At 38.9% G+C, this 16,575-nt stretch carries 8 protein-coding genes, 1 tRNA gene, 2 pseudogenes and 1 CRISPR repeat array; of the genes and pseudogenes, 3 read left to right on the forward strand and 8 right to left on the reverse strand.

Annotated features, from left to right (window positions below; all coding sequences use genetic code 11):
- Positions 1–548: 548 nt before the first annotated feature.
- Positions 549–874: a CRISPR direct-repeat array (repeat unit 37 nt; unit sequence GTTTCAACAACCCTCACGGTAGGCGGTGGGTTGAAAG).
- Between the two features lie 426 nt (positions 875–1,300).
- From H6G28_RS21940 to H6G28_RS21950, 3 genes are all read right to left on the reverse strand, one after another.
- Positions 1,301–1,373: transfer RNA gene (locus H6G28_RS21940), tRNA-Ala, on the reverse strand.
- A gap of 87 nt (positions 1,374–1,460) precedes the next feature.
- The gene (locus tag H6G28_RS21945) at positions 1,461–2,189 is read right to left on the reverse strand and encodes an HAD family hydrolase (RefSeq protein WP_190591848.1); all 729 of its coding nucleotides are present in this window, start codon (positions 2,187–2,189) and stop codon (positions 1,461–1,463) included.
- The gene (locus H6G28_RS21950) at positions 2,186–3,100 is read right to left on the reverse strand and encodes a class I SAM-dependent methyltransferase (protein ID WP_190674155.1); all 915 of its coding nucleotides are present in this window, start codon (positions 3,098–3,100) and stop codon (positions 2,186–2,188) included. The genes H6G28_RS21945 and H6G28_RS21950 overlap by 4 nt, the downstream gene beginning before the upstream one ends.
- A 205-nt stretch (positions 3,101–3,305) precedes the next feature.
- On the opposite strand from H6G28_RS21950, the pseudogene H6G28_RS21955 reads away from it, so the two are divergent.
- The 3 genes and pseudogenes from H6G28_RS21955 to H6G28_RS21965 all read left to right on the forward strand — a co-directional run.
- Positions 3,306–3,767 (forward strand): annotated as a pseudogene (locus H6G28_RS21955) (RtcB family protein); the annotation flags it as partial.
- 242 nt (positions 3,768–4,009) lie between these two features.
- A complete protein-coding gene (locus H6G28_RS21960) occupies positions 4,010–4,819 on the forward strand; it encodes a hypothetical protein (RefSeq protein WP_190591846.1) in 810 nt (269 codons plus the stop codon).
- A pseudogene (locus H6G28_RS21965) lies at positions 4,819–5,538 on the forward strand (RtcB family protein); the annotation flags it as partial. The gene H6G28_RS21960 and the pseudogene H6G28_RS21965, both read left to right, overlap by 1 nt.
- Positions 5,539–6,307: 769 nt before the next feature.
- Here the strand turns inward: H6G28_RS21965 and H6G28_RS21970 are convergent.
- The 5 genes from H6G28_RS21970 to H6G28_RS21990 form a co-directional block, all read right to left on the reverse strand.
- Positions 6,308–7,147 (reverse strand): metallophosphoesterase, encoded by an 840-nt coding sequence (locus H6G28_RS21970; protein WP_190591845.1) that lies wholly within the window; start codon positions 7,145–7,147, stop codon positions 6,308–6,310.
- Between the two features lie 201 nt (positions 7,148–7,348).
- Positions 7,349–8,179, reverse strand: a complete 831-nt coding sequence (locus tag H6G28_RS21975; RefSeq protein WP_190674156.1) for a metallophosphoesterase — start codon at positions 8,177–8,179, stop codon at positions 7,349–7,351.
- 796 nt (positions 8,180–8,975) lie between these two features.
- Positions 8,976–11,858 carry a C1 family peptidase gene (locus H6G28_RS21980; RefSeq protein WP_190674159.1) on the reverse strand — a complete coding sequence of 961 codons (2,883 nt, stop codon included), beginning with the start codon at positions 11,856–11,858 and terminating at the stop codon, positions 8,976–8,978.
- A 30-nt stretch (positions 11,859–11,888) separates the two neighbouring features.
- Positions 11,889–15,491, reverse strand: coding sequence for an nSTAND1 domain-containing NTPase (locus H6G28_RS21985; protein WP_190674162.1), 3,603 nt, complete (start codon positions 15,489–15,491; stop codon positions 11,889–11,891).
- A complete protein-coding gene (locus tag H6G28_RS21990) occupies positions 15,488–16,048 on the reverse strand; it encodes a hypothetical protein (protein WP_313949965.1) in 561 nt (186 codons plus the stop codon). Before H6G28_RS21990 ends, H6G28_RS21985 begins: the two co-directional genes overlap by 4 nt.
- Positions 16,049–16,575: the final 527 nt, after the last annotated feature.

The raw sequence follows: 16,575 nt of genomic DNA on the forward strand, positions 1-16,575 counted from the left end.
ACGCTTGAAAAAGTGTTTTCTTTCTGGCCCTGGTAGCTGCCGACTCTACCTGTGCGTTCATCTAAGTGTTTGTTAGCAGTAATTGTTAGGGTAAGCAAATGCTGCTTTTAGATGAGAAAGGACTCGCACCGAGACGCATAGGAAGTATAAGGTGTTAGGGTTTCAAACAGCCCAGAACCTTTGCTCTTGACATCAAACTCTTTTAGCTTGGTGTTGGGTGCCAGAGCGGCCTGTATCACTGAAATCTTTGATTTTGGTTTTACGAGGACTTCTATCTCTTACTTTATAACAAAGTAAGGGTACGGGTATACCGTCACGGTGGCTACTGAACTACCACCCCCTACTTCTTAATTTTGATTTTTGGCAAGTCAAAGCAGAGGCAAAATTCCCAGTGATCTGTCAAATTGCTAAAACTCTTACCTTGACTGAATTTTAGAATTTTGAAGGCGAATCAAAGTTTATTTATCGGCGATAGAAAATTAGTTTTGAGGTAGACCTGCCAAAATCACTTTTGAAAAATAGTAAAGATAAGCGTTTGACAAGTCAGGGTTTCAACAACCCTCACGGTAGGCGGTGGGTTGAAAGAGATAGCAGGCTTTTGGAAACGTTTAGCTCGTGAGTTTCAACAACCCTCACGGTAGGCGGTGGGTTGAAAGTTGGTACACCTTACTGCATCATGATGCCGCCCCCAAGTTTCAACAACCCTCACGGTAGGCGGTGGGTTGAAAGAAAGATGTCTTGAATTTCTCTGACTTGCTTGGGATGTTTCAACAACCCTCACGGTAGGCGGTGGGTTGAAAGACTAGGGAGCCAAAGTATTCCCAATCAAAATCAGGGGTTTCAACAACCCTCACGGTAGGCGGTGGGTTGAAAGTTTATTTAACATATTTTAAGTTCTCACACTTGTTTTGCATAAGCTAAGTTTTACCAGTGGATATCGTATAATTATGTATTAGGGTGGTATGAAAGGAGTGCTGCGATCGCACAATGTAACGCAGCAGCAGTTTTATAAAAATTAGTTTTTTTCTTGAATGAAAAAGTTACATAAAGGCAACTAATAATTTGCAATTATGAAATATTGCGCTTGCTGTAACATCTAGTATTAAAGTCAATACCTCTTACTAATTTGTATAGTCTGATTTTGGACAAGAATTCTTTAAAACTGGTTTCAACTTTGGACAAGAATTCTTTAAAACTGGATTGATGGCTGAAAACCAAGTCAATATGTAGCTTATGCCGTTCAAACCTGTCAAACTGGACAAGAATTCTTTAATACTGACAATAATTATTTAATGTACAATGGAGAATAGGAGACTCGAACCCCTGACCTCTGCGGTGCGATCGCAGCACTCTACCAACTGAGCTAATTCCCCTTAAAATAGTGCTGAGTGCTGAGTTGTGAGTGCTGAGTTAAGAAGAATATCAGCAATTTAATCAACGCTCTGCCACCAAATAACATTTTAACACTCACTTACCCTTGGCTGCGGTTCTTTGCCAGAAAACACGTTCTGCACTCGTTCGAGTTCTAAATCAGTCAAATAATCTACAGTCCAGTTACAGCAACGCTGAAGTATATGGAAAGGATAGGTATTCGCTACACCCACAACTTTCATGTTAGCTAGTTTGGCGGCTTGGATACCTGCGGGGGTGTCTTCAATGGCGATACATTCTTGGGGTTGCAAATTTAATTCGGGAGATTGTTGGTTGAAGCGTTCCACTGCTAACAGATAACCATCTGGTTGGGGTTTACTGGTGGTGATGTCGTCTCCTGCAACAATAACTGTAAAGTATTCTGCGAGTTTGGCGCGGTTGAGTACTAATTCTATTTCTTTACGGAGTGCGCCACTAACTAAACCTAAATAGAGATTTTGGGAACGTACTTGATAAATTAAATCTTCTACACCTGAATATATGGGCAGTTTTTCTAATTTTTCCAGTTCCAGCACATAAGCTTCAGCTTTGCGGTGAAGTAGCTGGTTGAGATACTCTTCCGTGACTACTCTACCGCGATTTGCCAGCAGTTCTTGAAAACAAGCGCGATCGCTCCTGCCCAAACAAGTCTGACGCTCTTGGGGTTTTTGGGGTTGGAGATTCTCATTCACGAGAATCTCATCGATTAATTGCAGGTGAATACGTTCATCGTTAATGATGACACCATTAAAATCAAACAGAACTGCCTTTAAACTCATGCCGTTATGCCAAATACTGGAGATTCTAAACCCTCCAAATCATTATTATCTATTGTGCTGTCTGTTGATCCCTGACTATGCTGGCGGACTGTGGCTTGTATGGCTGAACCTGTGATTAGAGTTGGTTTTATCCCGCTACTTAGTTGATGTATCCACCAAACATCTTCGGTGCGTACTCCTTGAAACCCCGCCGCACCCAGCCGCGCATCTACACTGTCAGCAGCATACTCATGAATATAAGGTTCCTCAAAGATATTATTCAGCCAATCTAACTGACGCAGGGTTTTTTGATTGCCATCTAAAATTAAAACCTGTCCACCAGCTACTAATAACCGAAAGCTTTCTTGCAAAATTGCTTGGGTAACTGCACTTGGTGTTTCGTGAAATAGTAAAGACGCGGTAACTAAATCAAACGAAGCATCGGGGAAATCAGTTTGCGCGGCGTTGCCATGTCGCCAGATAATATTTAAATTGGTAGTTCTGGCTTTATCTTCTGCCCTCACCAGCATATATGGAGACAAGTCCAAACCAATCACTTCCGCTTGGGGGAAAGCTTGTTTTAACATCAAAGTTGTGGAACCCGTACCACAACCTAAATCAAGTATGCGCCTTGGTTGAACTTTCACCGCATCAATCAATGCTTGACGCACCCAAGTTTCATTCGGAGGTAAGACGTATTCCGTAATTGGGTCGTAACTTACCGCCGCACTAGAATTGAGATATCCGCCTTTGATACCGTGAAAATTTTGCTTGTAGTACGCAGGAATTGTAACATCGGCAGAACGAATTACATCGCCCTCTTTTTCCCAATCAATACTCAGTGCGTATCTTTGTAACTTCTCCTCATCAATCAAAAAACGCACTACCGGAGATAAAAAACGTTCCCAGATGGTATCTTGAGCCGTTGCCATAATATTTATTTAGTCATTTTCTTGACAAATTTTAATGTATCTTGCCAAATCCTGCTTTGCTCACCAAGCACCAGGATTGACATCCATCTATTTTTTGTACTACAAATATATTACAAGTGATATTATGCAGGTAATTTATCGAAACTCAATGCAAAACTTGATTTACAGCAGAATTATCACCATCCAATATATCTAAAACAACAAAATGCCTTACGAAAACTTAGAAATTAACACACAAACACCCGTTTTGTCTTGGGCAAATCATCCTTTAGCAAGTGATGAAACCAAGATGGCGCAGAATGTGGCATCACTACCATTTGTATTTAAACACGTCGCCTTAATGCCAGATGTACATTTAGGTAAAGGTGCTTTAGTTGGTTCTGTAATTGCTACTAAAGATGCCATCATTCCTGCTGCTGTGGGCGTGGATCTTGGTTGTGGTATGTGTGCTATCAAAATGCCATTTAATGGCGATAAATTAGAAGGCAAACTTAAAAAAATTCGCCTTGATATTGAAGCAGCAATTCCCACAGGTTTCAACGAAAATAAAGAGATTGAAAAATCAGTTACTAACTGGCAACGTTGGCATGATTTCCAAGATTTGCACCCTGGTGTGCAGGACTTAGAAAATAAATCTATGAAACAAATGGGTTCTCTTGGTGGGGGTGAAAGATTGCCCCTTACTGTAGTAATACAGTAATCAAAACTCGTCCAAATCGGTGAAGGCTGAGATTGCTAATACCGAGGGAAGCGGTAAAACGCCCCGTAGAGAGCAGAGGGACTTGGGCATCCTAAAGAGCTAATAATTTAGGATGAAGGTGTGCTCCGAACTATACCGAATAAGAAGGTATAGAATCAAGCAGAAATGACTTGATCGATTGCTACTTTTATTTATGATATTGTGGTTTTATGGAAACCACTAATATTACTCTTGAAAACCCCTATTATGCCTATTTATTTGGATTCATTCAAACTGATGGTCATCTATACAAAAATACTCGCGATCGCGGTCGTTTAAGTATAGAAATCAATAAACAGGATGAACATATACTTTGGGCATTCAAAAATCTCATACCATTTAACTCATCAATCACTGAACGTTTACGGACAACTAATTTCAGTAGCGATACAAAAACAGTGATTTGGAGAGTTTATGATAAGCGTTTTCGAGATTATCTTGAATTGTGGGGTTTACCGAATGGGAGTAAATCACAGTTAATCAAACTGCCTAGTTGTCAGTTCTCTAAAGTTGATTACTTTCGAGGGCTGATAGATGGAGACGGTTCTTTAGGGCTTACTTCAAAAGGATTTCCTTTTTTATCTCTGGTAACATCTAGCTCAAATATTGCTTTTGGGTATTTAGACTTGATTAACCAGATTACAGGTAAGGTCAAGACATCCACTAGAAACACTAGAGACAGCGTTTATAACATAGTGGTTTACAAAGAAGATGCTCAGGTATTAGTTAGACACTTGTACTATGATAATTGCCTAGCTTTATCTAGGAAACTCATCAAGGCTAGTGAAGTACTAAATTGGAGCCGTCCAACTGATATGAGAATGGTGAAAAATAGAAAACTATGGACACCCGAAGAAGATCAGTTCATTACTACCCATTCAATTGAGTGTTCAATGAAAGTGCTTAATAGAAGTCAAAATAGTGTAGAAATGAGGCTATGGAGACTTAATAAATTAAGCCAGCAATCAGTAACAAATTGAATCATTTTATTGAAGTGTGCCTCGATACAGAGAACCAAGTTTGGCTAATGTTACATTCTGGTTCACGTAACATTGGGAATAAATTAGCTCAATGTCACATTAATACAGCTAAAGAATTAGCCAAGATGGCAGGGAATAATTTACCTGACCCAGACTTAGCTTATTTTGTGGCAAATACACCAGAATTTCAAGCTTACTGGAATGATTTGCAATGGGCGCAAGACTATGCACGTTTCAACCGCGATGTCATGATGATGCGTTTTAAGCACATTATTGAAAAACATTTGGCGGGTGGAAAAGTGACTAAACCTTTATTGCAGGTAAATTGTCATCACAATTACGCCGAAAAAGAAGTACATTTTGGCGAGGATGTGTATGTCACTCGTAAAGGAGCAGTCCGCGCCCAGACAGAAGATTATGGGATTATTCCTGGTTCAATGGGAGCGAAATCTTTCATTGTCAAAGGTAAAGGTAATGCTCATAGTTTCTGTTCTTGTAGTCATGGTGCTGGCAGATTATTATCCAGAAATAAAGCCAAAAATGTCTACACTCTTGATGACTTAATTGAACAGACTAAAGGTGTAGAATGCCGCAAAGATAATGATGTTTTGGATGAAATTCCAGGCGCTTATAAACCTATTGAGCAAGTAATGGAAAATCAATCTGATTTAGTGGAAGTTGTGGCGACACTCAAGCAAGTTGTGTGTGTCAAGGGTTAAAGCAACCATAACAAGAAAGTGGTGGGTATGAATCCTCCACTTTTTTGACAAGTTTGGTGAGCAGAATTAAATTTTACCGATATCGTCGCACAGATGGCGATCGCTGCATATCTTACACATAGCCCCGACGGATGGAATTTGCGGCTATAAAACGTGGACGCACAAGCAGTGTTATCGCCGTGGGTAGGCTTCCTGACTCCCTCTCTGGTGTGCAACTTCAGTTGCTAGGTGCAAGATAAGCGTAAATAAACTTAATATATATGTGATTAAAAAGCTTCACAATGCTGAAGAAAAATTCCTGTAATATTACGACACATTAACGCTATTCAAATTTAGTAAACAGGTATACCACGGAAAATTGCAGCGTGCTAGATTAAGGTCAAGGTACAGAAAGGTTAAGTCTAAGTGAAGTTAGCAACTTGAGATTAGAGCTTGTACCTCCCGCTCTAAAATCTAAATGAGCGATCGCAAATCAAACATGGCATCCTATGGAAGTGTTTTCGCCTTAAGTCTATTGATTGATTTTGTTGGAGGTTTTTAAACATACAGCCAGAAATGCCTGCCTATTAGAATCAAGGATGCTGAAAGAAGTTTGAGAGTAACGATTGCGTTTGTCCACCTTATTTGAGTTAGTTCTTCTGTTTTTTCAATTTTTTCAGTCTTTTCGGACGACCCTTATATTTAATCAACCGCCTCAAGTTACAGACATTCATCGGTCTTAACTGAGGCGGTTAATATTTTTCAGCACAAATATTCCCAGGCTAAAATTTTATACTTCAGACTTCATTAAAGTAATCACCGTAACTTCAGGTGGACAAAACAAGCGTCCTGGTCTGTAAGTTCCTAAGCCACGATTCACGTATAACTGATTATTAGCTACTTTGTGAAATCCTTGCGCCCATTCCCAATATCTCACGACCTTTGAGCAATCGCCAAACCAAAATGGAACCCAACGCCGGAGTTTTTTTGGTAATTGTTTGAGTAACTTTTTATAATAAAACACCGCAGGGCCAAAACCAGGAATAACAATGTGACCACCATGCGTATGACCAGATAATTGTAAATCAACTCGCCACTGTTCTAAAATTTTGGCAGTATCGGGATTATGAGATAAAACAATGCGCGGTGTGAATGGGTCGAGTTGCTGCATAACTGGTATAGGATTAAACTCCCGCGACCAATAATCAGCTAAACCAACCACTGGTAATTCATCGCCAAAGGGATAGGCGATTTCATTCCACAGAACATGGACACCAATACTAGTAAAAGCCTTCGTCACTTCAGCTTGAGAATGATTGTAGTGTATGTCATGGTTGCCAAGTACAGCATAAACACCACAGCGACTTTGTAGATGTTTGAGTCGCATCACAAGTTGATGAATTGGGGAAGGATCATCAGTGACATAATCACCAGTTAACACTATTAAATCAGGTTCTACTTCATTAGTCACTGCGATCGCTTCTTGCAACATTTCCTCAGAAAGTCGCATACCATCATAGTGAAAATCTGATAACTGGACTAACTTTATCCCTTCTAAAGATTGTGGTAATTCGGCAATCTTAACCGTGATTTTATCTACACTTAAACGTCCCGTAAACAACCAGTGCATAGCGCCAAAAACACTCCTCATATTAGCGTTTACAGCTTACCAAATATCAAAATCCATCTTAAGAAATTGTAAAAAATATAGAAGAATGCAGAATACAGAAGCCAGAATCCAGAATCAATTAATCAAAGATTCTGTTTTGTTACTCACAAATAATTTATACTGCATTCTGACTCCTGGCTCCTGAATTCTTGACATCACAACTTATTCTCTTTCTAAGGTAATAACTGTTACTTCTGGCGGACAAAATAGCCTTCCGGGAGAATAAGTTCCTAAACCACGGTTGACATATAGCAGATTCCTTCCTACACGATGTAAACCCTGCGCCCATTCCCAATGACGGAGGACAAAGTTATCTCGGCGTAAATAGGGAAAGCAACGCCGGATTCTGTGGGGTATTAGTTGCAGTATGTTTTTACGATAAGCAACCACCGCCCCCAGTCCGGGAATAACTATTTGACCACCATGAGTATGACCAGATAACTGCAAATCTACCCGCCAAGCTTGTAATATTTCCGCCGTGTCGGGGTTATGAGATAGCACAATGCGGGGTATATTTGGGTTTAACTGCTCCATAACAGGTGCAGGGTTAAATTCTGGTGAATACCTATCTGCCAGTCCGACTAATGCTAATTCATTCCCAAACGGATAAACGACTTCATTCCATAAAACACGCACGCCAATTTGAGTTAAAGCCTTGGTAATGTCCCTTTTTGAGTAGCGGTAATAAATATCATGATTACCCAGGACAGCATAAATACCTGCTTGAGTTTGCAATTGTTTGAGTTTTAAAACTAAGTCATTAATTGGTTGGGGACTTGTGGTAACATAATCGCCTGTTAATATGACTAAATCTGGTTTGACTTGGTTGCTCAGTGCGATCGCTTGTTCTAACATCTCATCCGATAGACCCGCACCATCATAATGAAAATCTGACATTTGCACCAACTTCTTACCTTGTAACGATGCAGGTAAACCCGCAATCTTCACCGTTAATTTTTCTACACTCAACGGCCCAGATAATAACCAGTGCATAATAGATTTATAAACTTCAATAATAGCGTTTAAAGTTTAACTAACAATCTGCCATTTGAAAGTTGCAAGTCAAACACTTTTGAGAAACTTGATAAATGTTAATTAAAATCTGAATTTTTTCTGCTGTGATTAGTCTAGAAATAAAATTGCAATAAACCCATCAGACTGAAAGCCTAATGGGTTTATGGGCAGCCTCTTATAGAATTGGTATTAGAGGTTGTTTGAAAAGTAGTCGGTTGTGATTATTAGCACTTCTTGATCCCCCCTAACCCCCCTTAAAAAGGCTACGGTGTACACACAAGTACTATCAGCAAGGGTTTCAGGCGTTATAGACCCCTTGAATTGTCATTACGAGCGCAGTGATAACGGAGCGAAGTAATCGCATAATCCCGTAGTTTTGGCGATTGCTACCCTGCGGGAAGTCTTACGCCTACGTCGTTCCTCTGGAGCGAGACGCTACGCGTAGCTTGCTTCCCCGCAGGGGTACGCAATGACAGGTTTTCAAAGCGATCGCAAAACCGAAAGCTAGACGATGAAACCAAACGTTAGGTAGGATTTCAAGACTTGTGTGTACACCGTAGCCTTAAAAAGGGGGGAAATACTTCAAAGTCCCCCTTTTTAAGGGGGATTTAGGGGGATCTAAAATGTTTTGCTACCAACAAGAAGACTTTTAAAACATCCTCTTACACCCATTTTCAACAGATAACCTTTGTGGGTAACTACTGGAATTATTCACAAGTTGGTGGAAGCATATTTACTTCCCTCCTCCGTTTGAAGTTTGTCCGTTTGGAGTTGGCTATGGCGGAGTTTCATTTGGCGGACCATTCCCGTTTCCTCCTTTATTTGCGTTCCAAGCACTTGCGCCTGCGCCGAAATTGCCAGTTGCTAACCATTCGGCTTTGAGGAGTGACCACCAATCAGCTGTGAGTCCTTTAATAATGTAATCATAAGGCATCCAGCCGTAGCCACCTTGACCCCAACGATTTCCCCAAGAGTTGCGAATTAGCAAAGCCCCCTCAAATCGCTCACCATCTTCATTTTCGATAATCTTGCGGTCATGATAGCCAACTGCAACTACAGTATGACCACCAATGACTTTATCTCGTTTGCTGGGTAAAGGGATATGTCCTCTACGGAAATTGACTTCATCGTAGACAGAATTATAAAGGGTGAATCCAAATATACAAGGAATTTCAGCAACTAGCAGCAATTTGACTTGCGAGAGGAGTGCATATTTAGAGATTTGACCATAGTCTAAGCGGAAATATTTGATTGTTTTGTAGTTTTCAGCAAAGGAATAACAAAAAGATGTTGGTTCTTCATTAAACTTATCTTCATTGTAAGGCCAATACTCTTCTGGGCAAACTCCAAATGTAACCATCGCCTTCATTGTATCTCTTACAGAAGCTCCTGAATCGCCTTCTCGTTGCATCAAGTTACGGGTAACTTGGTAAAGAAACAAAGGAGAAGCATCTGTGTAGTTACCACTACTCTTTTTTTGTGCATATTCTATTAAGGCAATTCCCGCATGGGCTGTGCAAGAATTTAAGGAACCTTGATCCTCTACAGGAGAACACCAATAGCTTAAATCTACAAATTCTGGTAATGATAAAAATACGCTTTGCTCATTACTTGGTTTATTTGTTGTCTTATCTATTTTTGCTTTAATCTGCTGATGGAGATTCTTATTAATCGGAAACAACAAACTATTGTTTAGTTTTTCTAAAGACTTTTTGCTGGTGTTATCAGCTTTTGTTTCTTGAAATCCCCCCCCTTCAAGTAACAATGATAGTTGAGAAGAACTAATTTGAAACAAAGGCTTTTTCAGGTGCTTATTAGTAGCTCTAGACTTGGGAGGCAGAAAACCAAAAGTTTGAGTAGAGTCAGAGGTCTCGCTACTGCTATTGCTACTTTTCAAGATAGATTGGATTTCTTCAAAGATAGAGTCAATTTTTGTCTCGAAATTTTTATGATCCCATTCTTGCCAATATATTTCATTGATCAAACTATAATCTTGGGCTACTGTGACATTATATTCCCGCATCGTTTCTTGAATTATTTTTTTGATATTTTCATTATTGTCTGTTTCTTCACTCAAGAAAGACCAAATTTTTACTATTCCTGCTTCCACAGCTTTGCTTAAGTTATTATATTGACCTAATGGCATCAATATCTGTATTAAAATTTCATTTAATGATTGTAAACTTGGATAGCTGTTATTTTCTTTTAAAGATTTTACAAGTTTTTTTATATCCTGGCTCTCTTTTTCAAGTGATATTTTTTTTCTTATTTCTGGTCGCTTGTATAATTTATTTATGAATAATTTCACAACTATTTCAGGAATTGGTGTCGATATAGGTATTTCTATTTTTTGGAATAGAGATTCTGGGATTTTTGGTGGACAACCTATATACAGCACTCCCATTAAATATTGAAGCTTTTTGAGTATTGTTTTGAGTATTGTTTGTAATTCTTCTTTTTTCAGGTTTTTTTGGATTTCATCTTTGTTTAAAACAGGGATTTTCATGATGTCTTGATATATTTTCCATGATTTATTAGTAAAACCCAAAAATTTTAAGCCTAAATCTTTATTTTCGGTTATCTCAGTTAATATTGTCTGGAATATTTCCTGTTCATACCCTTCAAAATGAAATTCTGGAGTTTTTAAGCTTTCAATGAATGAGCTTATAAACTTTCCGAACTCATTTTTGTTCGTAATAATACCTTGAATTAAAAACCTAGTTTCTTGGATAATTTCAGCATTTATTGGAATATTATCTTGAATATTAACGTTATTAAATTCACCAAGAATTACATTTAAATTTCCCCATATTCGATATAAGTATACACCTAAAATACCTTGGTATTTCTGAGCTTTTTCTACAGGATCGTCTGGCATATCTATTTTATTTATTTTTTTAAGAAAACTTACTAAGAACTTGCAGCAAATCTTTTCCTGTTGTTGAAAACAACTGTCATCCTTTGTTAGAAAACAACTATCACATTCATTCAATAATGTTTTAATTTCATTTTCATGAATTTCAGTATTTTTATTAATTAATTTCTTAACTTTTTCTATATTACGAAAAAAGTCTGCACCTGATGCCAATAGTTTTAAAGCTTCCATGTCATCTTTATCTATGAATCCATCATGTTGTTCTTGAGAATAACCCGATTTTGAATATGGTTGTTTAACTTGGAAAATTTTGATAATGGCTTGACGAGTCTGTTCATCAAATCTTGTGTCAGTTATTGTTGGCTCATAGTTGACTTCATATTTTTTTGCTGATTCAGTACATGGCTGAAATACTCTCCATGTGGATATAATGCGTTGTAAATAATTTTTTATCAGTAAAACTTCTGAGTCAGACATTCCTTCTTTTAGAACATTATTCATTTCTAGATTTACAAAATTAATTTCGCCTGAAAGCTGTTCTATTAGTGTATTTATATTTTTAGTATCATCTTCATTCTGATTTTGTTGCTGTGCAGTAATCTTTTCTTGTTGCTGTGCAATAATTTTTAATGCTTTACGCAAAGTGTCAGCGAGGCTCTCAACATCAGAATTAGAGCCTTGAGTTTGAACTTTGTTCGATAAACTTTGAATTTCATCATTATCTAATGTGAAGTCTCTAACATCAGGATAATCGGGAATCCAGCCTGTTCCTTTCTTTGTCATTTTCCTTCTCCTTATAAAACCAAATTGAGTTTAATTACAGAAGTTGTGTGAAACTTCTGGGTGAGTTTTGAGGTAATCATGTATCTGTTGACATCCTTGTTTCAACAACTCCGGCAAACTTAAATCAGATACATTCCAAAGCAATACCAATCTGTCTTTTCCAGCAGAGGCTAAAAACTTGCCATCGGGACTGAAATTCACAGCGTTGACTTCCGACTGATGTCCCCTCAAAGTTGTGATTAAAGTTCCATCTGTTTGCCAAAGTTTGATAGTTTTGTCACTACTAGCAGAAGCGATCGCTTTTCCATCGGGACTGAAGCTAACATCAAGAACCGCCGCCGTATGTCCCTTTAGAGTTTTGATCAGTTTTCCCTCTAAACTCCACAGTTTGATTGTCCCATCCGCACTAGCAGAGGCGATGGTTTTTCCATCGGGGCTAAATTTGACATTCCAAACTCGGTCTGTGTGTTCCTCTAAAGTTCTCAGTTCTTTACCATCAATTCTCCACAGTTTCACTGTCTGATCATCACCACTAGTAGCGATGATTGTGCCATCAGGGCTAAAGCTGACACCTAAAACTCTGCCCTTGTGTCCTTGAAGAGTTGTCAGTTCTTTACCGTCTAAGCTCCAAAGTTTAGCTGTTTGATCATCACTAGCAGAGGCGATTGTCTGTCCATCTGGGCTGAAGCTGACATTATTAACGCGATCTTTATGACCTGCTAATGTTCTGATTGCTTTCCCGTTAGCATCCCAGAGTCGGATAGGGATAGTATTGTCCTTACCAGCAGAGGCTATGGTTTGGCCATCTGGACTGAAACTCATACCATACACACTGCGTTGATTTGTTTTGCGGGTAAAGAGTAAATTACCTTTTGGACTCCAGAAGTAAAGCAAATCGTTAATACCAGCACTTACGACTTGCTTTCCATCAGGGCGGAAATTGACACCAGTCACCGCATCTTGATGTCCATTCAGAACAGTCAGCCACTGGCGATGGACTTGCCAGAGCTTGGTAATGTTATCGCTACCAGTTGTTGCGAGAGTTTGTCCATCAGGGCTAAAGGTCAAGCTAGGAATTGCGCCATCATGAGCTGCCCATGTATCTAATAGTTTGCCATCTTGCGTCCACAGCCTGACATTTCCATCAACACTACCAGAGGCGATCTGTCCATCTTTACTGAAACTGACACTATATACTTGTTCTGGATGGGGAAAGGTTTTGAGCAGTTTCCCATCGGAACTCCAAAGTTTAACTGTTTTATCTAGGCTGGCAGTTGCTAACATTTTTTCATCTGGGCTGAAAGCTGCACTCATCACAGTGTCAGTATGTCCAGTTAGGGTTTGCAGTAGTTTGCCATTTTGTGTCCAAAGTTTGATAGTGTTGTCACCGCTAGTAGTAACAATCTGATGAGTTTTGGGATGAAAAAGCACCTGCATCACCCATGAGCTATGTCCCTTGAGGGTAGTAATGAGATTAATCTTTGTACCGTCAATACGCCATAGTTTGGCTGTTTGATCCTTGCTTCCAGTAGCAATTGTCTTGCCATCCGGGCTGAATTTTACACTCAAAACCAAGCTTTTATGATGAGCCTCTATCGTCCTGAGTAGATTTCCATTGCGATCCCACAGTTTGACTGTGCCATCGTGGCTGGCTGAAGCCAGCATATCTCCCTTGGGGCTAAAACTCACACTCCTGACTGGTTCGGTATGTCCCTTTAGAGTTTTGATCAGTGTACCGTCTGCTTGCCATAGCTTGATTGTCTTGTCGTAGCTGGCGGTGGCAATCATTTGGCCATCTGGGCTATAACTCACACTTTGAACATTACTTTGATGTCCTTGCAGACGGTTGCGTTCTCTTGTCCAGTAGACTGCTTCACTTAAATTGTCTTTTATTTCTTTTTGCAATTGTGGATTGGTGTTGCCCAAAAAGCTAAGTGAAGGTAAGAGATTGGCACTATCTAAGCCCATCATTAAAGAGTCAAATCTATTTTTATCCTTAGCAAAACGGGATGATAATTGCTTTAAAGCAATATTTTGTCCATTTTCGGCTCTAAAATACTGAATACCGGAAAAAATTGCGAATAATGACACCACAGTAGAAAAAGACAAGAGTACGATTATGCTGCGGCGGCGTTGACGATCGCGTCTTTTGACACTAGCATCAATAAACTCGGCAGTTTTCTCACTAAATTTACCCAATGCTGGGTTTAAAGCTGGGTTTTGTCGCAGTTCTACAACTTTTGCTAACTTTGATCCACTCCACAGTTCATCGTCATTCTTCAAAGTCTGCCAATGTGCAACATCATCATTAAGTCGGTTAAAAAGTGCGATCGCCTGACGATTTTCCTCAATCCAGGTGTTGAGTGTTGTCCAGGATGTTAACAAGATTTCATGAGCAATTTCTACTGTAGATACTGGCGCTGTTGTTAGGCGATCGTGTAGGGTTTCTTGAGGCGCATTGCTTACCAATAGATTTTCATCGATCAACTTCCTCAATACACTTTGCTCTAGTTCCTCGCTAAACTCAAAACGATTAGCCCGTCTGCGAACTGGCTTCCAATCGCTACTTGATTCCGAATCTCCACCAATATCTACCAATTTGAGGAAAATTTTCTGAGTTGCTAATTGTTCTGGTTGAGAAAACGCACCATAGATTTTATCTATATGTTCTTGCAGCGCACCTCTCACCCCACCTAACATCCGGTAAGTATTCAAATTTAAAGTCCGGTCATTAATACTACCAGTTTTAACTTCCGTCTCCCACAAGAGATTGAGAGTGTACTGCAATAAAGGTAGATATCCAGCTTGTCCTTGAACATCTTTAATGATTTCCTCTACCAAGCCCGTTTCAAACACTACCCCATGATGAGCCGCAGGTTGTTCAATTGCCAAACGCAACTCATCTTGTTGCATCTCTGCAATTATAGGACGATGGTTATCTGTAGCTTTTACTAAGGCAGGATAAGGGCTGAATCTGTCAAGAAAATCAGCCCGCATAGTTGCCACAATTTTAACATTAGAAACGTTAATTTTACTTAACTGCACTAAGCTAGAGATAAACTTATTCCGCTTTTCTGGCTGAGTTGTAGTAAATAATTCTTCAAACTGGTCAATTAAAATAAACCAGTAATCATCAGGCTGCTTGAGCCTATTGACTACTTCTGTTAAGGTGTCAGTTTCAGCCTCTCGCGCCATCTGGACTGCTGATTGCTTATATTTACTCAGCAAACTTGCATAGAAAGATTCAAAGGGATCAATATCTGGCGTAAAAGTCAGTTTGACCAATTTTGTTCCCCATTTTTGTGATAACCAGGGAATTAAACCAGCACGCACTACTGATGATTTACCACTCCCAGATGCGCCTAAAAGCAAAATTAAATTGGTTTGTTGTAATTGATTAACTATACCTGTGAGAAACTGATCACGACCAAAAAAAATGTCTTTATCTTCTGGCTCAAATTTCTTTAAGCCTTTATAGGGTGAAGTCGCTCTAAATTCACGGGTTTTAATCTCAGCCACAGAAACTTGCAAAATCTGAGTTTGATTAAAGGTGACAACATTGCTGTCACCGATTGAAACATTACTAATATTTTGCTTCGTTTCATACTGATTATTAGTCGATTGGTTGCTCATATACCAACCCACACTCTAGCAACTAAAGGAGCTAGTTTCATCACAGGATCAGCTAGTTCAGCAACACCTACTAAACCTTTTTTCAAGGCTTCTATACCTTGTTCTACTAAGTTTTTATCTGGCTTTGGTTTCTTCAATTCTCCTTCAATTGTTTGTAGTGGCACTTCTAAAGTTTTCTTTTCAATCGAGTTCAAAGCATTATTTGTATTAATATCCTGTTTTAATTTTTCTATGAATTTCAGTGCTTCTTGTACCTCAGCATTATGAATTTTCACCTCAGTCTGACTTTGACTGATATTACTTCCCCGGTCTGCTTGTAGTTGATTAAAGGCAATACCAGAGTTACCATTCCCAATATTAATCCCCTCAATATTCTGAGAATGAGACTCCACTGGTTTAGCAGCAGTCATCATATTTCCTAACACGCTAGGTAGAGACTGTTGTAATTCCAATTTTTCTTCAACTGTCAGATTTTTGATAATTTCTAAAACTTCATTAACGCTATATTTTGGCATAAGGCGTGCATCCCATTTCTGTTGCAATGTCACTAAATTCACATACAAATTGTAGAATTTCGGATTATTTTCACCACAATCTTTTTGTACAGTGAAAAATTAAATTTAGTGGAGACATATTGCTGCCATCCACATTCGCCTTACCCACTTCAAGTTTGCAACAATTTGTGTTATTTGAGCCTAGAATTTCCTTGTGCTGCTTCTCGACTGAAGGCTAGAGAGTTCAGGCTTTACACCTATTGATGAACATAATTTGGTATGGCGACACATAACAAGTCACCGCACATCAGATCAGGCATGAAGTTAAATCGCTAATTCATACCTCTTCAGTTATTTAGTTATCTGCAAAAATAGTACTTAAATACTGTTTTTGTCGTTTCTATATATACAAGAACGTCTATAGTTCATCGAACAGCACTGAAAGATATAGTATCAGACTCTACAAATAAAAACTATAGGACTTTGATTTTATTTATAAATAAAACTGCAAGATAATACAGGAAAATCACAATACCATTAGCAAAATCAGAGGGTGAAGCCGTAGGTACTTTCATAGTAGACAGGACTTA

It is taken from the genome of Nostoc sp. FACHB-190 (assembly GCF_014696905.1).
In the GTDB taxonomy this organism is placed as follows: domain Bacteria; phylum Cyanobacteriota; class Cyanobacteriia; order Cyanobacteriales; family Nostocaceae; genus Nostoc_B.

Excerpts from the sequence above, each read along its gene's own strand:
- H6G28_RS21945 (WP_190591848.1), bottom strand. The coding sequence starts at position 2,189 with ATGAGTTTAAAGGCAGTTCTGTTTGATTTTAATGGTGTCATCATTAAC.
- H6G28_RS21950 (WP_190674155.1), bottom strand. The coding sequence starts at position 3,100 with ATGGCAACGGCTCAAGATACCATCTGGGAACGTTTTTTATCTCCGGTA.
- H6G28_RS21960 (WP_190591846.1), top strand. The coding sequence starts at position 4,010 with ATGGAAACCACTAATATTACTCTTGAAAACCCCTATTATGCCTATTTA.
- H6G28_RS21970 (WP_190591845.1), bottom strand. The coding sequence starts at position 7,147 with ATGCACTGGTTGTTTACGGGACGTTTAAGTGTAGATAAAATCACGGTT.
- H6G28_RS21975 (WP_190674156.1), bottom strand. The coding sequence starts at position 8,179 with ATGCACTGGTTATTATCTGGGCCGTTGAGTGTAGAAAAATTAACGGTG.
- H6G28_RS21980 (WP_190674159.1), bottom strand. The coding sequence starts at position 11,858 with ATGACAAAGAAAGGAACAGGCTGGATTCCCGATTATCCTGATGTTAGA.
- H6G28_RS21985 (WP_190674162.1), bottom strand. The coding sequence starts at position 15,491 with ATGAGCAACCAATCGACTAATAATCAGTATGAAACGAAGCAAAATATT.